At 60.6% G+C, this 20,070-nt stretch carries 20 protein-coding genes; 16 read left to right on the forward strand and 4 right to left on the reverse strand.

Annotation, left to right across the window (positions count from 1 at the left end):
- The first annotated feature begins 79 nt into the window (after positions 1-79).
- The gene (locus tag JZM60_RS01655) at positions 80-1,000 is read left to right on the forward strand and encodes a PEP-CTERM sorting domain-containing protein (RefSeq protein ID WP_241426329.1); all 921 of its coding nucleotides are present in this window, start codon (positions 80-82) and stop codon (positions 998-1,000) included.
- Positions 1,001-1,046: 46 nt separating this feature from the next.
- On the opposite strand, the gene JZM60_RS01660 is transcribed toward JZM60_RS01655, so the two are convergent.
- Complete coding sequence (locus JZM60_RS01660) at positions 1,047-1,469, reverse strand: GSU0071 family protein (protein WP_207163817.1); 423 nt, start codon at positions 1,467-1,469, stop codon at positions 1,047-1,049.
- Positions 1,470-1,669: 200 nt separating this feature from the next.
- Between JZM60_RS01660 and JZM60_RS01665 the strand changes: the two genes are divergently transcribed.
- Together JZM60_RS01665 and JZM60_RS01670 are read left to right on the forward strand one after the other, a co-directional pair.
- Positions 1,670-2,299: a CAP domain-containing protein gene (locus tag JZM60_RS01665; RefSeq protein WP_241426330.1), complete on the forward strand. Its 630-nt coding sequence runs from the start codon at positions 1,670-1,672 to the stop codon at positions 2,297-2,299.
- 7 nt (positions 2,300-2,306) lie between these two features.
- A complete protein-coding gene (locus tag JZM60_RS01670) occupies positions 2,307-3,059 on the forward strand; it encodes a class I SAM-dependent methyltransferase (RefSeq protein ID WP_207163818.1) in 753 nt (250 codons plus the stop codon).
- Positions 3,060-3,061: 2 nt separating this feature from the next.
- On the opposite strand, the gene rsgA is transcribed toward JZM60_RS01670, so the two are convergent.
- Positions 3,062-4,138 carry a ribosome small subunit-dependent GTPase A gene (rsgA, locus tag JZM60_RS01675; RefSeq protein WP_207163819.1) on the reverse strand — a complete coding sequence of 359 codons (1,077 nt, stop codon included), beginning with the start codon at positions 4,136-4,138 and terminating at the stop codon, positions 3,062-3,064.
- Between the two features lie 303 nt (positions 4,139-4,441).
- On the opposite strand from rsgA, the gene JZM60_RS01680 reads away from it, so the two are divergent.
- Genes JZM60_RS01680 through JZM60_RS01705 form a run of 6 tightly spaced genes read left to right on the forward strand, consistent with a single transcriptional unit; the run spans position 4,442 to position 9,174 of the window.
- A complete protein-coding gene (locus JZM60_RS01680) occupies positions 4,442-4,948 on the forward strand; it encodes a YqiA/YcfP family alpha/beta fold hydrolase (RefSeq protein ID WP_207163820.1) in 507 nt (168 codons plus the stop codon).
- Between the two features lie 56 nt (positions 4,949-5,004).
- On the forward strand, positions 5,005-5,949 hold the full coding sequence (locus tag JZM60_RS01685; protein WP_277603777.1) for an MlaE family ABC transporter permease: 945 nt from the start codon (positions 5,005-5,007) through the stop codon (positions 5,947-5,949).
- A 3-nt stretch (positions 5,950-5,952) separates the two neighbouring features.
- Positions 5,953-6,699: an ABC transporter ATP-binding protein gene (locus JZM60_RS01690; protein WP_207163821.1), complete on the forward strand. Its 747-nt coding sequence runs from the start codon at positions 5,953-5,955 to the stop codon at positions 6,697-6,699.
- Positions 6,700-6,712: 13 nt separating this feature from the next.
- Positions 6,713-7,165, forward strand: a complete 453-nt coding sequence (gene mlaD / locus JZM60_RS01695; protein WP_207163822.1) for an outer membrane lipid asymmetry maintenance protein MlaD — start codon at positions 6,713-6,715, stop codon at positions 7,163-7,165.
- A gap of 16 nt (positions 7,166-7,181) precedes the next feature.
- Positions 7,182-8,546, forward strand: coding sequence for a TolC family protein (locus JZM60_RS01700; protein WP_207163823.1), 1,365 nt, complete (start codon positions 7,182-7,184; stop codon positions 8,544-8,546).
- A gap of 25 nt (positions 8,547-8,571) precedes the next feature.
- Complete coding sequence (locus JZM60_RS01705; protein WP_207163824.1) at positions 8,572-9,174, forward strand: MlaC/ttg2D family ABC transporter substrate-binding protein; 603 nt, start codon at positions 8,572-8,574, stop codon at positions 9,172-9,174.
- Here JZM60_RS01705 and JZM60_RS01710 read toward each other — a convergent pair.
- Together JZM60_RS01710 and JZM60_RS01715 are read right to left on the reverse strand one after the other, a co-directional pair.
- The gene (locus JZM60_RS01710) at positions 9,073-11,370 is read right to left on the reverse strand and encodes a putative bifunctional diguanylate cyclase/phosphodiesterase (RefSeq protein WP_207163825.1); all 2,298 of its coding nucleotides are present in this window, start codon (positions 11,368-11,370) and stop codon (positions 9,073-9,075) included. The genes JZM60_RS01705 and JZM60_RS01710 overlap by 102 nt on opposite strands.
- Positions 11,367-12,212: a substrate-binding domain-containing protein gene (locus JZM60_RS01715; protein ID WP_207163826.1), complete on the reverse strand. Its 846-nt coding sequence runs from the start codon at positions 12,210-12,212 to the stop codon at positions 11,367-11,369. The genes JZM60_RS01710 and JZM60_RS01715 overlap by 4 nt, the downstream gene beginning before the upstream one ends.
- 311 nt (positions 12,213-12,523) lie before the next feature.
- On the opposite strand from JZM60_RS01715, the gene JZM60_RS01720 reads away from it, so the two are divergent.
- From JZM60_RS01720 to wrbA, 7 genes are all read left to right on the forward strand, one after another.
- Positions 12,524-14,770 carry a sensor histidine kinase gene (locus JZM60_RS01720; RefSeq protein ID WP_241426331.1) on the forward strand — a complete coding sequence of 749 codons (2,247 nt, stop codon included), beginning with the start codon at positions 12,524-12,526 and terminating at the stop codon, positions 14,768-14,770.
- Positions 14,771-14,905: 135 nt separating this feature from the next.
- Positions 14,906-16,270, forward strand: coding sequence for a sigma-54-dependent transcriptional regulator (locus JZM60_RS01725; protein WP_207163827.1), 1,365 nt, complete (start codon positions 14,906-14,908; stop codon positions 16,268-16,270).
- Between the two features lie 138 nt (positions 16,271-16,408).
- Positions 16,409-16,963: a beta-class carbonic anhydrase gene (locus tag JZM60_RS01730; protein WP_207163828.1), complete on the forward strand. Its 555-nt coding sequence runs from the start codon at positions 16,409-16,411 to the stop codon at positions 16,961-16,963.
- A 5-nt stretch (positions 16,964-16,968) separates the two neighbouring features.
- Positions 16,969-17,925, forward strand: a complete 957-nt coding sequence (locus JZM60_RS01735) for a GGDEF domain-containing protein (RefSeq protein ID WP_207163829.1) — start codon at positions 16,969-16,971, stop codon at positions 17,923-17,925.
- A 121-nt stretch (positions 17,926-18,046) separates the two neighbouring features.
- Positions 18,047-18,931 (forward strand): triphosphoribosyl-dephospho-CoA synthase, encoded by an 885-nt coding sequence (locus JZM60_RS01740; protein ID WP_207163830.1) that lies wholly within the window; start codon positions 18,047-18,049, stop codon positions 18,929-18,931.
- A gap of 28 nt (positions 18,932-18,959) precedes the next feature.
- Positions 18,960-19,352, forward strand: a complete 393-nt coding sequence (locus JZM60_RS01745) for an FxsA family protein (protein ID WP_207163831.1) — start codon at positions 18,960-18,962, stop codon at positions 19,350-19,352.
- A gap of 102 nt (positions 19,353-19,454) precedes the next feature.
- Positions 19,455-20,066, forward strand: a complete 612-nt coding sequence (gene wrbA / locus JZM60_RS01750) for an NAD(P)H:quinone oxidoreductase (protein WP_207163832.1) — start codon at positions 19,455-19,457, stop codon at positions 20,064-20,066.
- Positions 20,067-20,070 lie beyond the last annotated feature (4 nt).

A 20,070-nucleotide genomic window follows, 5' to 3' on the forward strand; every position in this document is an offset into this window, starting at 1 on the left:
GGATTACTGAAACTTATGGATTCTGGCTCCGCGCATGCAGCGCGGCGGGCGGAAATCCATTGCCAGGGAGGGCAGACGGGTGAAAAGAATCGGGGTGTTGTTTGCGGTTATTGCGGGGCTGGTGGCAGGCACGGCACTGGAAGCATCGGCAACCGTCCTCCAGTCCCATGCTTTGAACACGCTTGAATTCAGCTATGTGGAGAGTGTCTTCGGGGCGGACGGAACCAGGAAGGCGGGGTTTGACCTGGCACCGGGAGACCATCTGGTGGGCATTATATCCGTGAACCGGATCACGGCCGGAGGGGAAACGATCTTTACTGCGGGCCCCGAAGCGCAACTGACGGGGGTTTACGCCCACAAAGTCCTGAGCGTTCCGCCATACCCGGTTGACGGTGGATTTGCCTACGATCCGCTCGTCCCGACGTCGCCACTGGCCCATGTGGAATTCGGGAGTCCGGATCTGGTGGCGTTCTCCGACGGTTCAAGTTCGATAAATCTCGCGGAAATCCTGGCGCCGGGGGAGATGCTGGCCCTGTGGCTGGACCAGGGAAGCGGCGCCACCGCCTACACAACGGCGGGATCTCTCGCCAACGGCATGGCAGCGGCAACCGACGGGCTCCCCTTCCTCTCGGCGGGGATCGGCAGTTCAGGCTATTTCTACTGTCACACCGATCCCACCGTGACCCTGGCCGACCTCATGCAGGGGGCGCTCATCGGCCAGGCGTTTGCCGGCCTGGAGGTAATGACGAACGCCACGGGTCACTGCCTGGCATCCATCCTCAACGCCGACGACCCGGAGAAGGGAGTCGCGACTCAACTGGCCATCACCAGCGATCTTTCCATCAATCCGCTCGGCATATTCCAACCGGAGGCTTCGCCCTGGACCCTTGCGGGGACGGGCACGGCCCAAATCTACCCGGCCCCGGAACCATCCACCTTCGCCCTCTTCGGTGCCGCGGGGGTTATAATAGGCCTGACCCGGCTGAGGAAACGCCGCTGACGTTTCTGCCCGACAAAAAAGGCGTCCCGCGGGGCGCCTTTTGCATTCAGCCTTCCGTCAGACTCTCGGCAAGCTCGCGGTAGACGGCCTCCATGACCCCGTAGCGCCACCAGTGCTCGGCAAGCTTGCGGTAGCACTCGATCATCCCCACAAAGCCGGCCGCAGTGGAACAGGCAACCATGGCCGGGAACGAACCGCTGACGAACATCACTACTCCGGCCACGAACAGTGTCAGGCTCGACATGAAGAGCGCCGTTTCCATATGGCGGAAAGGTGACTGAAGCATCCGCCCCAGCTTTGCATAAGCCCGGGCATGGGCTCTGAGGCGCCGCTTGTATTCCTCCAGCTCCTCGCCGCTGAAGCGGGAAGTTGCCCGTATGTAGAGTCGGCGAAGGGCTTCCCTGTTGGATGATGAGAGGCGCTCGCCGAAATAGTGTTCAAGTTCCGCATCAATAATATAGGTATCCATAACTCCCTCCCTACCGGATTATATCGGAACTAACCGGGCAGACTGAAGGACTTCTTTCAAAACATTATTTTGTATTCATATAACCGCAACATGAGTCGCAGCGCATTCCCGCAAGCGGTGTCCTTTACTTCATTTGATTTGTTGCACGGGAACCGGTAATCTTTTCTCCGGATACTGCCATTTTGCGGGAAGGAAACGCCATGCCCATAACCACCATAGGCCGAATGCTGTCCATGGCCGCTATTTTATTCGCGCTGCCGTTTCATGCGGCAGCCGGAGACGATCTCCCCACGGCCGTACTTGCCGAACTGAACGCTGCCAGGACCAATCCTCGCGCCTATGCGCAACATCTGCGCGTCTACCGGTCCCAGTTCTCGGGGAAGTATCACATACCGCCGGGAAGCCGGATCAGGTATGTCACGAAAGAGGGGATTGCTGCTGTGGATGAAGCGGTGCGGTTTCTGGAACGGCAGCGCCCCATCCCCCCCCTGGCCTGGTCGGAAGGGCTCGCCCGCGTCGCCGCCGAACTGGCCCGGGAACAGGCCCGAACGGGAGCCCTGGGGCACGGCTCGGGCAAAATGGAGATGCGTGCCCGCGCCGAACGCATCGGCCGCTGGCAGAGCACCATCGGCGAGAACATCAGCTACGGCCCCGACGATGCCCGTCGCGTGGCGATGCAGCTAATCATAGATGACGGGGTTCCGGACCGGGGGCACCGGAAGAACGTATTCGCCCCCGATTTCAAGGTGGCGGGGATCGCCTGCGGTCCCCACCCGGTATTTGAAACAAGTTGCGTAATCGATTTTGCCGGCGGATTCGCGGCGAGGTAACCTCCCCATGACCCAGCAATTCAAGGATTATTTCTCGGAACGCTCCGACGCTTACCGCTCCTATCGCCCCGGCTACCCCGACGAGCTCTTTGCCTGGCTGGCCGGGTTGCCGTCCCGTCGCGAAGCGGCCCTGGACTGCGGCTGCGGCACCGGCCAGGCGTCGATTGCCCTGGCGGAGCACTTCAGCCGGGTCTACGCCATCGACCCCAGCGCCGGGCAGATCGAAAACGCGATGCCCCACGAACGGGTGGAATACCGGGTGGCCCCGGCGGAAGAGACCGGCCTCCCCGATGCCGGCGTCGATCTGATCATCGCCGCCCAGGCCCTCCACTGGTTCGATTTCGGCCGGTTCTATCCCGAGGTGCGCCGGGTGGCCCGGGAGGGCGCCGTCTTCGCCGCCTTCACCTATGGGCTTCTTGCCATCGAAGAAGAGATTGACCGGATCGTCGGCCGGTTCTACCGCGACGTAATCGGCCCCTACTGGCCCCCCGAGCGGGCCCACGTGGACGCCGGCTACCGCACCCTCCCCTTCCCCTTTGCGGAGATCGAGGCTCCCCCCTTCGCCATGACGGCGGAATGGGATTTGGGGCACCTCATGGGCTATTTCGAAACATGGTCGGCGGTGAAGGAATACCGGCGGGTCGAGGGGAAAGATCCCCTGGAACTGGTGGGGGGAAAACTGGCTAATGCATGGGGGGAGCCGGCCCACATCCGGCAGGTGGCATGGCCCCTGGTGCTGCGGGCGGGGCGGGTGGCATAACCTTACTTTTTACCTTTCGTCCGCAGAACCACCCGCAAGTCCATGGCAATCCGCCGTTTTTTCCCTTTGCGCTCCTGCCGTATAGCGACTTCGTCCCGCACGGCTCCCTCCTCATCCTCTTTCCTCAGCTTCAGGTAGCTCGCATAGCGCCCCGGATCCACTTCCCCCGCCGCCAGGGCATCGCGCACGGCACATCCCGGCTCGTGGGCATGGCTGCAATCATGGAACCGGCACTGCTGCGCCAATTGGGCAATCTCGGGAAACGAAGCATCGAGCCCCTCACCCGCCTGCCAAAGGCCGAATTCGCGCATGCCGGGGGTGTCTATGACAATGGCCCCGCAGGGGAGAAAGAGCATCTGCCGGTGGGTGGTGGTGTGGCGCCCCTTGGCATCCCGCTCACGCACGGCGCCGGTAGCCATGACATCAGCCCCCGCCAGCAGGTTTACCAGGGTGGACTTCCCTACGCCGGAGGAACCGACGAAACAGGCCGTCACCCCCGGTGCAAGGGCTTCGCGCACCACCGCCACGCCATCACCGTCCAGGGAGTTCACCGGGACCACGCGCACGCCGTGGGAAAGGGCCTCCGCTTCCACCACCCGCGCAGCCGTGTCGGCACAGAGGTCGGACTTGCTGAGGATGACCATGGGCTCGGCGCCGCTCTCCCGCGCCGCCACGAGAAAACGTTCGAGACGCCTGGCGTTGTAATTGCCGTCGAGCCCCATGACGATGAAGACCAGATCGACATTGGCGGCGATGGGCTGGACCTCGCCCCCCCCTCCGGCGCCGCGGCGGGCAAGGAGCGTCCGGCGTGGCAGAATATCATGAATCGTCACCTCGGCACTGCTGGTCCCCGGTTCGACCAGGACCCAATCGCCGACCATCGGCCGGTCGAGACGGTCCGCAGCCCCCTTGCGGAGACGTGGGGCAAGCTGCGCCGTGAATTCCCCCCCGGCGCCCCGCAGCCGGTACTCTCCCCGCAATTCGGCCGTCACCCTCGCCACGGTCCCGGCGTCACCCGTCCCACCGGCAAAGCCTTCGAAAAACCAGTCACTCCACCCTAAAGCTTTCAGTTCATCCATTAAAATCCCGTTCCCTCCACCGGAAAACCGGCATAGGGCCATTCCGGCCCGGTTGCTCGAAGGCATTGTACGCAATGTGCCAGGAAACGCAACAGGCGACCATCAGCACCGCATAACCACATTGAATCATTGAAGTTGCCAAAATGTTACTTAAGATTAATTGCATTTTCGCCGCAGCCCTTTAGAATTCCCTATGCTCACACACGAAGCAATCCCCCAAATTCCCGGAGCACTTGTAATGACACTTGCAACATGCATCATCCATCCTGTCAACCCGGCAAACTCCTTCAACGGGGCCACCCCGTGAGCCGCAGCCTTGTCATCTTCTCCCACGGCAAAGAAAGCGGCCCCTGGGGCATCAAAATATCGGCACTGGCCACCGTAGCACAGAATCGGGAGTTTGACGTCGAGAGCATAGACTACACCGATCTCACCGACCCGGAGGCGCGGGTCCGCAGACTCGTGGCACGATGCTCCGGGGAAGCGCGCCCCATTATCCTCGTCGGTTCCAGCATGGGCGGATATGCGGCAACGGTTGCCTCCCGGCAGGTGAAACCGGCGGGGCTCTTCCTCATGGCACCGGCCGTCTATCTCCCCGGCTATGCCGAAACGGACCCGATGCCCCGGGCAGGGCAAACCTTCGTCGTCCACGGCTGGGATGACGAGGTCATCCCGATGGCAAACGCCGTTCGCTTCGCCCGCCGAACCCAGGCGCGGCTCTTTCTGGTGGGAGACGACCATTCGCTTACCGGCCAGCTTCGGTTCATCGAAGAACTCTTTCGCCTGTTCCTTGACCGCCTGAAAAACTGAGGGGAGGGCAGGTCACGTCGGAACTGCCGCTTGCCGCTCTTGCGGATCGCCACGGGATGACAGGGCGGCGTCACCGACTGGGCCGCCATGCACCCCTCTCCCGGCTTCTTCCCGACGATGGTGAGCCAGTCCCCTCCTGCACCACGATCTCGTACCCCCCTAATCTTTACATCGGACGTTCTTGGCCTATACTTTCCCTCATCATTCAGATTCGGCGGGAGATTGCCGTGCTCCGCAAATTTTTCGAAAAACTTGGCGCCGCCACCATCTTCATCGTCCGGGAAATGGGCCGGATGCTGATCTTTGTCGTCCTGGCCCTCGTAAACATCGTCATTCGCCCCGGCAAGCCGATTCATATATTCAAGCAGATTCACTTCATCGGGACAAAGTCCCTCTTCGTAATCGTCCTCACCGCCGCCTTCACGGGGATGGTCCTGGGGCTCCAGGGATACTACACGCTGGCCAAGTTCGGCTCCGAGGGACTGCTCGGCTCGGCGGTTGCCCTCTCCCTCATCCGGGAACTGGGACCGGTCCTCACGGCCCTCATGGTGGTGGGGCGGGCCGGCAGCGCCATCACCGCCGAAATCGGCATCAAGAAGATTACCGAGCAAATCGACGCCCTCAAGACCATGGCGCTGGAGCCCTTCAAATATCTCGTGTCTCCCAAGATTCTCGGGGCGCTGATAGCCGTACCGCTCCTGTGCGCCATCTTCGACGTGGTGGGAATCTACGGCGGCTATGTGGTGGGGGTGAAGCTCCTGGGGGTGAACCCCGGCGCCTATTTCCACGAGATGGAGCGGAGCGTGGAGTGGAAGGATGTCTGGTCGGGGATCGTGAAGTCCATCTCCTTCGGCGGCATCATCGCCTGGGTCTGCTGCTACAAGGGATACCACGCCGGCCATGGCGCCGAGGGGGTCTCGCGGGCCACCACCGAGGCGGTGGTCATGTCGTCGGTGCTGGTGCTGGTATGGGACTACTTCCTCACGTCGGTAATGTTGTGACTTATGATTAAACTGGTTGACGTGCACAAATCATTTGATTCCCAGGTGGTGCTGGACGGCCTCTCCCTGGAGATCCCGCAGGGAAAGATCACGGCGGTGATCGGCCCCAGCGGCGAGGGGAAAAGCGTGCTCCTGAAGCACATGATCGGTCTCATGCGGCCCGACCGGGGCGAGGTCCACGTGGAGGGGGACAACATCACCTCCATGCGCCGCTTCGAGATGAACCGGGTCTGGGAGAAGTTCGGCATGCTGTTCCAGAACGCGGCCCTCTTCGACTCCATGACAGTTTTCGAGAATGTGGCGTTCCCCCTGGAGGAGAAGACACGGCTCTCCCGGGCCGAGATCAGCGACCGGGTCCACGACGCCCTGGAGAACGTGGGGCTCCGGGGGATCGATCGAAAATATCCCGACGAGCTGTCGGGGGGGATGAAAAAACGGGTGGGGCTTGCCAGGGCGCTGCTCCTGAACCCGCGGATCGTACTTTTCGACGAGCCGACCACGGGGCTTGACCCGGTCATCTGCCGGGCCATCCACCAGCTCATCCGGGAAACCCACGAGAGCTACGGCTACACGGCGGTGATAGTCTCCCACGAGATTCCGGAGATCTTCGACATCTCCGACTCAGTGGCCATGCTTTACCGGGGAAAGATCATCGCCACCGATACGCCGGAGGGAATCCGGCGCTCGGAGCATCCGGTGGTGCGGCAGTTCATCAGCGGCAGCCTTGAAGGCCCAATCCAGTTCATCTGAAACGGGTGACGCCATGAAAAAGATCACGCTCGAACTGATCGTAGGAATCTTCGTAGCCATCGGCATTCTCTGCCTCGCCTGGCTGTCGGTGAAGCTGGGGAAGATGGAGTTGGTGGGAGGGAATCACTACGAGGTCTATGCCGAATTCGATTCGGTTTCGGGGCTCAAGAAGGGGGCCGCCGTGGAGATTGCCGGGGTGGAGATCGGCCGGGTGGACCGGATTGAGCTGGACCCGAAATACAGCGACCGGGCCCGGGTCTACCTGCGGATCTCCAATGGGGTTAAGCTCCAGGACGACGTCATCGCCTCGGTCCGCACCAGCGGCATCATCGGCGACAAGTTCATCAAGCTGAAGCCGGGGGGCTCGGAAAAAATACTGGCCAACGGCGGCAGGATCAGGGAGACCGAGGCGGCCGTGGACCTGGAGGAACTGCTGAGCAAGTACATCCACGGCAAAGTCGAATAATGGAGGAGGAACTTCCATGAGAACGCTCCACACAATTGCACTGGCATGGTGCCTGGCAGCCCTTCCCCTCTCGGCGGCCCCGGCAGCCGAACCGGCAACGTCGGCAAAGGTCCTCACCCTCGACGAATGCATCCGGGGCGCCATAGCAACGGCCCCGGAGCTGGGCGAGTCCCAGGCCGACATCGAACTGGCGCTCTCCAGGCTGGAAGAGGCAAAGGGTTACCGGTTTCCCCAGATCGAAATGCAGGGGCTCTTCGGGCCCGTCCCCGAGGCAAGGGGGGATCAGGTGTACTCGCCTGACGAGGTGAACGACACCGACTCCTTAACCTGGTTCGCCAGGGCCGATGCCACCCTGGTCCAGCCCCTCTATACCTTCGGCAAGATCAGCGAGAGCATGAAGGCGGCCACCCACGGCATCGAGGTGGACCGGGCGAAAAAGGACCAGCGGCGCAACGAAGTGGCCCTCCAGACCAAGGAGTACTATTACGGGGTGCTCCTGGCCAGGGAAATGCGCGAAGTGGTTCTGGAAGTGCGGGAGAACCTGGACAAGGCCCGCAAGAAGGCCCAGGAGCTTCTGGAGAAGTCATCCCCCAACGTGGAGGAACTGGACATCTACAAGCTGGACGCCTTCAACGGCGAGGTGGGGAAGTACCTGGCCGAGGCCGACAAGGGCGAAACCCTGGCCCTCTCGGCCCTGCGCACCCGTGTCGGCCTGCCGCCGGAGGCGCCGGTAGACGTGGCCACCGAGCGCCTCGTCCCCGACGAGGAGACCGTGGCGGACCTCGCCGTCTACATGGACGAAGCCCGGGCGAAGCGCCCCGAATTCAAGCAGCTGAAGGAGGGGCTCAAGGCCCGCGAAGCCCTGGTGGAAGCGGCAAAGGCAGCCTACTACCCCGACATCTTCCTGGCAGGGCTTTTGTCCGGGGCCTACTCGCCGGAGCGGAGCCGCATCGACAACCCCTTCATCACCGATGAGTTCAACCACTTCTGGTCGGGGATCGCCCTGGGGGTCAAGTGGAAGCTCGATTTCGGCATCACCGGCTCGAAGGTGGCCGGGGAGCGGGCCCAGTACAACCGGCTCCTCTCCACCAGGGTCTACGCCGAAAACAACATCCCCCTTCAGGTGAAAAAGGCGTGGCTGGAGCTTAAGGAGTCGGAAAAGAGCATCGACGCCACCCGTGACGCATACTCCAACGCCAAAAAGTGGATCGTATCCGCCATGGCCAACTTCGACTTCGGCGTCGGTCCGGCCAAGGAGCTCTTCGACGGGCTCCAGAACTACGCCCGGATGCGGGCCGGCTACTTCCAGTCCATTTACAACCAGAAAATGTCCCGGGCCAACCTGGATTACGCCGTAGGAGCCATGCCCCTGGAAAAATAATTAATTGTATGGAGGGACTTCCGTCATGAAATGGTTTGCCTTTCCCATCCTCTTCATCGCCCTCGCCCTGGGGGGACCGGCCTTTGCTCTGGCAAGCCCCACCGAAACGGTGAAAAAAACCGTGGACGAGGTGGTGCGGATCGTCTCCGACAAGGAGATGAAGAAGCCCCAGAACGAGCAGAAACGCCGCCAGGAGCTGAAAAAGGCCATCGGTGCCATCTTCGACTATGCCGAGATGGCCCAGCGCTCCATGGCCCGCCACTGGCGCGACCGCAGCGCCGCCGAGAAGAAGGAGTTCGTCTCCCTCTTCGAGACGCTTCTGGAAAACTCCTACGCAGGCAAGATCGAATCGTACAACCAGGAGAAGATCATCTACCTCAACGAGCGGATCGACGGAGAGTACGCCGAGGTGAAGTCCAAGGTGGTCACCGTCAAGCGTGACGAGTATTCCCTCGACTATCGCCTCATGAAAAAGGGAGGCAAGTGGCTGGCCTACGACGTGGTGATCGAGGGGGTAAGCCTCGTCTCAAACTACCGGGGGCAGTTCAACAGGCTTATCGTGAACGAAGGGTACCCCGCCCTCCTGAAAAAGCTCCGGTCCAAAAGCGAGGAAATCAAAGCCCCGTAGCGGCGTGCTGAACCGGGGATTGCGCAGCAGCGACACAAACGCCTCTTCGGGCAATGACCGGTAGAAGAATGCTCCCTGCATCTCCTGGTAGCCGAGCTTCCGCAGCAGGTCCCGTTGTTCGCGGGTTTCGACCCCTTCTGCCACCACGTTGAGGTTGAGCTTGTCCGCCATGGCGATGATTGCTTCCACAATCGACCGGTCGTCCGGGTTGTCGCATATGTCCCGGACAAACGAGCCGTCGATCTTGATGTGATCGATGGGATAGTTTTTTAGATAACCCAGGGAAGAATAGCCCGTCCCGAAGTCATCGACAACAATTCTCAAGTTCAGTTCCCGGAGACTGTGCAGTGCGCGGGCGGTGGCTTCGGCATCTTTCATGAGGCTGGTTTCGGTCAGCTCCAGTTGGAGGCTTGCACCGTCGGCGCCCGTTTCCTCCAGGATGTCGCGAACCATCGCGGCAAAGTTGCGTTGTTCGAACTGCCGCCCCGAAACATTGACCGACAGTTTCACTGGTGGGAGTCCGTTCTTTCGCCATTCGGATATCTTCTCGCACGTTTTGCGCATCACCCACTCGCCGAGGGGAAGTATTAGCCCCGAGTTTTCAGCGGCGGGGATAAAAGTCCCCGGCATGACCCGCCCCTTGACGGGATGCTGCCACCGCACCAGGACTTCGGCGCCGACCAGGCAGTCGCCGCTGGCCCTGATGATGGGCTGGAACTCCAGGAAGAACTCTTCCCGCTCCAAGGCCCGCCTCAGGCTCGTTTCCAGCTCCATCCGCTCATGGGCTTTGCAGTTCATTTCCTGGGAGTGGAAATGGTAACCGTTGCGCCCGGCATCCTTGGCCGCGTACATGGCCATGTCGGCGCACCGCAGGAGCGTTTCCGCATCCCTGCCGTCATCGGGGAAGATGGCGATGCCGATGCTCGAAGTCGTATAGACAATGTGCCCCCCTATTTCGCAGGGGGGTGAAATAGTTTCGAGAAGATGCTCGGCCAGGTGTGCGGCATTGCGCTCTTCGCCGGTGTAGGATATGAGGACCGTGAACTCGTCCCCCCCGAGGCGGGCAAGGGTGTCGCTGCGCCGGACGCTTTCTCTCAGCCGCCGCGCAATCTTCGTCAGGAGCACGTCTCCCTGGGCGTGCCCCAGATTGTCGTTGATGACTTTGAACCCGTCGAGGTCGATAAAGAGAACCGCGACCTTGCTGTTGTCGCGCACGGCACCGGCCAGGGCCTGGCTCAGCCGGTCGGAGAACAGGGCCCGGTTCGGCAGCCCGGTCAGGGTGTCGAAGTAGGCAAGCCTCTGAATCTGCTCCTCCGACTTTTTCCTCTCCGTGACATCTTCGAACAGGGTCGCAAAGTATCCCATGTCGGGGTAAAAGACCGATACGTCAAAGATGAGGCTTCCCCCCGGCATCGGCACTTCGAACATCAAGGATTTTCCGGTATCGGCGCCACGCACTATCTCGTCAAAGTGGCCCATCAAAGCGCCATTGAAAAATTCTCTCCCGTCCCTGCCGACAATTGTCGACTTCCCCATCCCCAGTATCGATTCGCACGAGGGGTTGATGTCGACCACCTCGAACGACACGGGATTCCCATCCTTGCCGCAGATGATCCTGTGCAGCGCCATCCCTTCCCTCATGGACTCGTAGAGGGAACGATATTTCGCCTCGCTTTCCGCCAGGGAGTGGTCCGACTGCTGGACGGCCCGCAGGGGGAGCGTGCGGAGCACCATGAAACAGAGCCCTCCGACCAGCATGGCACCCACAGCCACAAGCGCGGTTTCCTGAACCAGCGGGGCAAGGGAGCGGAAAATCTCAATCCGTGCCACCACGTGGCCGGCATCGTAGACCAGCTGGCTCCGGGAAACCAGCGGCGGCCGCAGATGGTCCGCACTCTCCGCGATAATCTTCCCCCGGGGGTCCATAATCCGCCGCGCCTCGGGAATTCCCGGCTGACATCGGCGCTCCATCATCTCCATGAGCCGGCTCTCCTCGAATCGCCACATCGTGGGATTTGCCGTTACCATCCTGTTGATGACCCGTGAATTGACCTCGGCCTGGATTTCAAGTTTCCCCGCCAACAATTTATATGAGACCAGAAAATAGCCTGCCGGTATCAGAACCGACACAACAATAGTGGCGGCACCCGCAAGCAGGGTGGTAATGCGGAACAGGCTCTTGTAACGGGTTTTCACAGTGTATTTCCGCCCTTTGCCGTGACGAGCACGCCTGCCTTTCCGGCAATGGCCCTTCCCTGGGGCGAATAGATGAAATTGATGAATCTCCGGAGAGCGGGAGAACTGTTTCTTGTGGTGACGAAGCGGATATCCTTTGCCAGGGGATACGTTCCGTTGGCCAAATTCCCGACTGACGGCATTATTCCATTGAGGGCAAGAACCCTGAAGGATGCCTTCTCCACCAGGATCGCCGACAGTGCCGCAGCGCCCAGGGCCCCTGGAATCTTTGCGACCATTTCATCGGATTCCGGGTCCGTGACCGCCACGATCATCCCGCGACGCACGTGAGCGTCCCTCACCGCCTTCCCCATCCCCGGCGACAGCCCCTCGAGGATTTTGGTGTCGATGTCGGCATCGGGTCGCAGGATCAGTCGCACAGGCTCACTGTTAGCCCATTTCAGGACCTTTCCGGAATAGATATCCTCCAGCTCTTTCGTGGTGACATTCTTTCGGAGCACATTTTTCCCCGCAACCACAGCCAAAGGCATTTTGCCGTACTCAATCGATATGCAGCCCTGCGACATCTCGTCCGGCTGCAGAACCTTGCTGCTGACGGCAATATCCAACATGCCGGCAAGGAGGGCCTTTATGGCCCCGGAACTCCCCAAGGGCTTCTCCATTTCAACGCGAACGCCGGGATGGGCTTGGGCATATGCCTTAATCAGGGGTTTCATCACATACAGCGCACTGCCCGAACCATTCACCCGTATGCTTTCGGCCCAGGCCGCGGCCGTGCGGAACTGGCCCAGCAGCATCACCAGAACAATAACAGGTAAGGCGCATAACATCGAATACCTCATGAAACCTTCTCTCCTCCGTCTTTACACAGTTCTAGATGGTTTGTCTCCGGTGCTGGTACCGGTTTGCAGGGTGACGGAATTGCACGGCTACCACTGCAGCCACAACACGGAGACAAAAACGACACATTATTGCACACTAATTAGTTAATGCAAACAAAAAAACTGCGCTCGTTTAAACCTTTACAGGTCCCCCGCTCACCAACACCCCGCCCCGGCATCTTTGTTTCAAACATTTTCAGCTCTTGCATTAATGGGCCCAGTTGTATAGAGTGGCACTGTTGCATTTTCGCCACACTCAGGATGCCGCATCCATGGATATAAACAAGCACCACATACCAGACATGATTTCCCCGCCGGAGCAGGAACGGAAGAAGCGGCGGCGGGAGGCGATAATCATCGCCGTGTCGGTGCTGATGATTATTGTGCTGATGCGGGCGGAGATCCACCTCTCCAACATCAGCTCCGACGTGCCGATGGGAAGCAATATCCTCATCTTCGGCATCATCAACGTCATCCTCCTCCTTATCATCCTTCTCATCTACATGGTCTTCCGCAACGTGGCCAAACTCCTCATGGAGCGACGAAACAAGGCCCTGGGGGCCAACCTCCGCACCAAGCTCGTCATCGCCTTCATGGGGCTCTCCCTCATTCCGACGATGCTTCTCTTCGTGGTTTCAGCCACCTACGTGAACCAGAGCATCCGCAACTGGTTCAACACCCGGATCGAGAACTCCCTTGCCGAGTCCCTGGAAGTTGCCCAGACCTACTATAAGAATTCGGCCGCCAACGCCCTCTACTACGGCCGCCAGATAAGCAACACCATCAGGGACGGACGGCTCCTGAACGAGGACAACCTTCCCCAGCTCCGGGAACTGGTCCACCAGAAGCAGCAGGAATACAACCTGGGCATCGTGGAGGTGTACTCCTCCCAGAACGAAGAACTAGTCCGCGCATCGAACCCAGGGGTTCCCATCGGCGAGTTCACGAACCCCTCTTCCGAAGACATCAAGGCAGGTCTCAACGGCAAGGAACTCAGCCGGGTCAACACCGTGGGGAAGGCCGACCTGATCCGCGGCATCATGCCCATCTACTCCACCTACCGGGCCGACGAGGTGGTCGGGGTGGTGGTGGTTAACTACTTCGTACCCTACTCCCTTGTGGAGAAGATGCGCGAGATAACCAGCTCCTATGAGGAGTTCCGGCAGCTGAAGATTCTCAAAAGCCCGATCCGGGCGGGATACATACTCACCCTCTTCCTCATCACCATGGTCATCGTCTTCCTGGCGGTCTGGTTCGGCATCTACCTGGCCAACACCCTCACGACCCCCATCAAGGAACTGGCCGAGGCGACCCGCCAGGTGGCCGAAGGAAACCTTGACGTGCAGCTGGAGCAGGCAGGGAGCGACGAATTCGGGGTACTGGTGGCCGCTTTCAACAAGATGACCGGAGATCTCCGCAACCACCAGCAGGCCCTGCGCCAGACCAACGTGGAACTTGTCCGCAGCAACCATGAACTGGACGAGCGGCGCCGGTACATGGAGATCGTGCTGCGGAACGTGGCCGCCGGGGTCATCTCGGTGGACCGCCACGGCGTCATCACCACCATCAACAAGTCGGCGGAGGAGCACCTCCAGATCGCCCACCGCGACGTGGTGGGAAAGAACTTCCGGGACGTTCTCCAGCAGGACCAGATCGACACCATCAAGGGTATTCTGCGCGACATGGTCCTGGCGAAGCAGGACACCTTCAGCCGCCAGGTAACGCTCCCGCTCCGCGACACCAGGGCAACGCTGCTCTTCAACCTGACCATGCTGCGGGACGAAAACGGCGAATTCCTGGGAACGGTCGTAGTATTCGACGACATGACCAAGCTCATAAAAGCCCAGCGCATGGCGGCCTGGCGCGAAGTGGCCCGGCGCATCGCCCACGAGATCAAAAACCCACTGACCCCGATCCAGCTTTCGGCCCAGCGGCTGCGCAAGCGCTACCTCCCCCGCTTCGGCGCCGAAGACGCCGTCTTCGACGAATGCACCGCCATGATCGTAAAATCGGTGGATGAACTGAAAACCCTCGTGGACGAATTCTCCAGCTTCGCCCGGATGCCGGCCTCAAACCCCGCCCCCAACGACCTGAACGGAATTATCCGCGAGGCGCTCACCCTGTTCAGCCAGGGACACCGGCACATTGCGTTCGGCTTCCATGCCGATGAAAAGCTGCCGGTCCTTCAGCTTGACCGGGACCAGATCAAAAGGGTTTTCATCAACCTTCTCGACAATGCCGTGGCGGCCGTGGGGGACGAAGGGGAGATCGACATCGAAAGCCGCTACGACTCCGAGTTGAAGATGGCCGTAATCACCGTTGCCGACACTGGACACGGCATTTCGCCGGAAGACAAGCCGCGCCTCTTCGAGCCCTACTACTCCACGAAAGCATCGGGGACCGGCCTGGGGCTCTCCATCGTCAGTACGATCATCGCCGACCATAACGGCTTCATCCGCGTGCGGGACAACTCCCCCTGCGGGACGAAATTCATCATCGAGCTGCCGGTAACGGCATGATTCTCTTCCTTGCACCCTCCCCCACCCCCTCCCATCAAAGGGAGGGGAGCCTTTAATTCCCTCTCCCCTGTGTGGGAGAGGGTCAGGGAGAGGGGGTACTCAGGTGAATGAATACTACTAAGAAGGATATATCCCATGAACGAAACCATCCTCGTCGTCGACGACGAACAGAATATCCGCACGGCCCTGGCGGGCATCCTGGAAGATGAGGGATACCGCCCCATCTTCGCCCGGGACGGGCTCGAAGCCCTCGACATGGCCAAGAAGGAGAATCCCGACCTGGTTCTCCTCGACATCTGGATGCCGAAACTCGACGGCCTCGAGACGTTGCAGGCCCTCAAGGAGTTTCACCCCCTGCTCACCGTGATCATGATGTCCGGCCACGGCACCATTGAAACGGCGGTTAAATCCACCAAGCTGGGGGCCTACGACTTCATCGAGAAGCCCCTCTCCCTGGAGAAAGTCCTGGTTACCGTCAAGAACGGGCTCGACGTAAGGCGCCTCAAGGCCGAGAACGACTCGCTCCGCACGGCAGCCTTCAAGGGGCACGAGATAGTGGGGAAAACCCCGGCCATAGTCCATCTCCGGGAGCAGATCAAACGCGTGGCCGCCACTGACGCGTCGGTCCTCATCACCGGAGAAAACGGCACCGGCAAGGAACTTGCGGCCAGGGCGATCCACCACTGGAGTCCCCGGCGGGAGAAGCCTTTTGTCGAAATCAACTGCGCCTCCATTCCCGAGGAGCTCATCGAAAGCGAACTCTTCGGCCACGAGAAAGGAGCCTTTGCCGGCGCGGTAGCCCAGAAAAAGGGTAAATTCGACCTGGCCGACGGCGGCACCATCTTCCTGGACGAAATCGGCGACATGTCCCTCAAAACCCAGGCAAAGGTGATACGCATCCTCCAGGAGGGGAAATTCGAGCGGGTTGGCGGGACTAAAACCATGGAGGCGGATGTGCGGATTGTCGCTGCCACCAACAGAGATCTTCCCGAAGAAATCCGGAGCGGGACCTTCCGCGAAGATCTCTTCTACCGTCTCAACGTGGTACCCTTCGCGGTGCCGCCGCTGCGCCAGCGCCGGGACGACATCCCGCTCCTGGCGGAGCACTTCCTTATCATATTTGCCCAGCGCGAAGGGCAGGAGCGCAAGAAGATGCTTCCCGAAACGGTGGAGATCCTCAAGGGATACGACTGGCCCGGGAACGCGCGGGAACTGCGCAACATCATCGAAAGGCTCGTCATTATGACCCCGGGGAAAGTCATCACCCCGGAGCAAATTCCCGATTCCATCGCAGGAGCGCCCCATGGCCGCGAGGGGCATGGAAGCCTTCAGGAACCCAACTCGCTTCGCGAAGCGCGGGAAGAATTCGAACGGGAATTCATCATCCAGAAACTGGAGGAAAATGACTGGAACATCTCCCGGACCGCCGACGCCATCGAGCTGGAAAGGAGCAATCTCTACCGCAAGATGAAGAGCTACGGGATCGATGCGAAGAAATGACGGTTGCTCTGTGCTTCAAAAGAATTTTTTCGGGATAGCCGCCGTAATCGCCGCGGCGCCCGGAACCATGAACCGATTGACAGCAATGCCGATGCCGGTATATTGAATGGTGACGCAAATTTACTCGCGAGGTGAAGCTTGACTCTTCTTGACACTATCCTCGAAGCCAACAGGAAATTCGTCCGTCCGGGCGCACTTTCCCCTCTTCCCAAGAACCCGAAGAAGCAATTCGCCATCTTCACCTGCATGGATACCCGGCTTGTGGACTTCCTTGAACCTGCCATGGGAATCAAGCGTGGTGACGCCAAGGTCATCAAGAATGCGGGCAACACCATTGTGGACCCCATGAGCGGCGGCGTTATCAGGAGCCTTGTGGCGGCAATTTTCATGCTCGGCGTGGAAGAAATCTTCGTAATCGGGCACCAGGACTGCGGCATGGCCAGCGTCGACGCCGAGGTGCTGAAGGAGCGGATGGTGGCGCGGGGCGTGGACCCGGCGGTCATCGAGGCCCAGGTGCCGGACCTTGCCCAGTGGATGGGAGCCTTCACCTGCCCCGAGGAAAACGTGGACAGGGTCGTCTCCGTTCTCCGCCAGAATCCCCTCATTCCCAAGGACGTACCGATCCATGGCCTCATCTTCTGCCCCACCGACGGCCACCTGGACCTGGTTGCGAACGGTTACACGGCCAAATAGACCACATGACCGGCAACCCCCTATTCAGCGCCGCTGAACTTGAATCCGTACCGCTCTTCCGCTTCGTCCCCCTTGAATGCATGGAGGGAATCCTCTCCCACTGCACCGTAAAGGAGCTTTCGCAGGGCGAGCAGTTTGAAGGGGCAGGCCCCCTGGATCGCAATATCGCCGTGCTCCTTGCAGGACGCCTCGCCCTCCATTACGATGTGCGCGAGACCGAAGACCCCCTGTTCCTGGAACCGGGCGATATCGTGGGGGAAACCTTTGCCGTGGGAGAACCCGGCGTACCCTGCCTGCTGGTTTCAGCGGAACCCTGCCGCATACTGATTATGGAGGAAGATCTGATCTGGTCCCTGGCCCAGGCATCCCACTCCGCCGCCTGCAACCTCCTCGGCATCCTCCTGCGGCGCAGCAGCAACCGGTCCTCCGAGAGTTTCTCCGGAACGGCACGCGAGTATGCGCTCCACGACCAGAGCATTGTGGACCCCCTCACCGGCTTCCATACCCGCCGCTGGCTGGAGGGTATACTTGAACGCCAGGTAAACCGCGCCGAAGCCAGCGGAAAGCCGCTCTCGCTCATAATGGCCGACATCGACAACTTTCGTGCTTTCAACGAAAAACATGGCCGCATCGGAGGCGACCGGGCGCTCCGCGCCGTTGCCGAAGCCCTGCGCAACTACCTGAGACCCGCCGAAGTGGTGGCCCGCTACGGAGGAGATTCCTTCGCCATCCTCCTTCCCGACACCACCTGCGCCACAGCCGGAATGATCGCCGAACGTCTCCGCCAGCGGGTAGCCAATACCGTCATCGACATTCATGACGGCCGCATGCTCCCGCCTCTGACCATATCCGGAGGCATTGCCGGCACCGCTGCCGGAGCCCGCGGCCTCCACCTGGTCGAAGCAGCAATTGCGGCCCTCGACGCTGCCAAGGCGTCGGGGGGAAACACCATCTCGGGCTGATCCGGCTCCCCTGAAAAAATATGTGTATACACCTTATCCAAACACGCACAATTCGTGCTAGTATGGGTCCGTCGTACAACTGGCCGATGTACTGAAATCAGCGCTGAAATCAAGAGGAACCATGAATTTCTCACGCATTGCCGAGATTGAACGCTTTGCCCAGGCCCTCATCAAAGGGGCGGCCATGGGCCTGTACCTCACGCCAAAACCCGGACTCGTGGATCTTGCCGACTGCGGCTCCCATCCGGACCTGACCATGGCGAAGATGGAACGCTCCCTTCACATCCTGGCCGATTACCTGGAAGAAATGATCCGCTCCCTGGCCGACAACGAGCATTTCATCTGCCGGGCACTCATTGGCCGGAAAGCAGAAGAAGTCATGTTCAAGGTCCTCGGAACCAATTCCCATAAGGGATACATCTTCCTGAGCGGCCTTCTCATCAACGCACGCTGGCACGCCGGCTCCCATGACGAATCAGCCATGGAAAAGGCGGTGGTTGCCGCCGCCGCACAGTATTTCACCGCCCAGGGCGAAGCCGACGCCACCAACGGCCGTTCGGCACGCCTCCGTTACGGTACCGGCGGCATAGTGCGCGAGGCACAGAGAGGGCTCCCGTCGCTCTTCACCTGCGGCGTACCGGCCTACCTGGATGCCATCGGGCGGACCGGCAGCTTCTCCATTGCCTGTTTCCACACCCTTTCACGCCTAATGCAGACCGTTGAGGACACCACGACCCTGCACCGCGGTGGGGCCATGGGCCTCGCCAGAATCCGCCGCGACGGCCTGCGCCTTGAACAGGTCATCGCCGAGAACGGGGACCACATTTCCTTCCTCGAAGACCTGAACTTCGAGTACTCGCGACTCAACCTCACCATGGGAGGGGTGGCGGACATGCTCTCCCTGACCCTGGGCTACCTGACCGCCTGTGGATTGCTGACCGGGGAAAGGGACCGCTCGCGTCACCACGGGCTCCGCTCCATCGGGCGCTGCGCCGCTGGTCGCTAGCAGGCGGGAAAAGACGTCTTCATCCCCTATGCTGTTCAAACTTTTCCTCATATTCAGCATCATCCCGGTTATCGAGATATACCTTCTCATCAAAGTCGGCAGGCTCGCCGGCGCCTTGCCGACCGTGGCCCTGCTTCTCCTCATCAGCTTCGCCGGGGCATGGCTTGTAAGATCCCAGGGGTTCGCCATCATGGGCCGCATCCAGCGGGAACTGGCCTGTGGCCGGATTCCGGCCGCAAGCATGCTTGACGGTGCCGTGATTCTCATGGGCGGACTACTTCTCCTCACCCCCGGTTTCTTCACTGACTTCATCGGCCTCTTCTTCCTCTTCCCCCTCACCCGCTCCATGATCAAGCAATACCTGGCCCTCTGGCTCCAGAGAAAACTCGCCGGCGGCCAGATCATCATCCACCGCCGCTGAACACCCTGCCTGCAACTGCCGGAACTGCCTCCCCCGATTGCATCCCCCCCGGAATGCGGTACCCTTGATGTTGCTGAAAGTAACCATCAAGGAGGATATCCCATGAAAGTGCTTATTCCGTTCTATTCCATGTACGGCCATATCTACCGCATGGCCGAAGCCGTGGCTGAAGGGGTCCGCGAGGTCCCCGGCGCCGAGGCGGCGCTCCGCCGGGTTCCCGAGACCTTGCCGGCCGACGTGCTGGAGAAGATGGGAGCCGTCGAGCCCCAGAAGGCCTTCGCCCACATCCCCGTCTGCACCGTCAACGAGCTGGCTGAAGCCGACGCCATCATCTTCGGCACCCCCACCCGCTTCGGCAACATGTGCGGCCAGATGCGCCAGTTCCTGGACGCCACCGGAGGGCTCTGGATGAAAGGAAGTCTCGTGGGGAAAGCCGGCGGTGTATTCTCCAGCTCCGCCACCCAGCACGGGGGGCAGGAATCCACGATCCTCACCTTCCACACGTTCCTCCTTCACCAGGGGATGGTGATCGTGGGACTACCATACGCCTTCGCCGGCCAGATGCGCATGGACGAGCTCACCGGCGGCTCTCCCTACGGCGCCTCCACCATCGCCGGCGGCCAGGGAGAACGGCTCCCCAGCGAGAACGACCTGGCCGGCGCCCGGTACCAGGGGAAATACGTGGCGGAGATTGCGGCAAAGCTGTGTCGGTAAACGT

Origin of the sequence: Geobacter benzoatilyticus (assembly GCF_017338855.1) — a bacterium.
In the GTDB taxonomy this organism is placed as follows: Bacteria; Desulfobacterota; Desulfuromonadia; order Geobacterales; family Geobacteraceae; genus Geobacter; species Geobacter benzoatilyticus.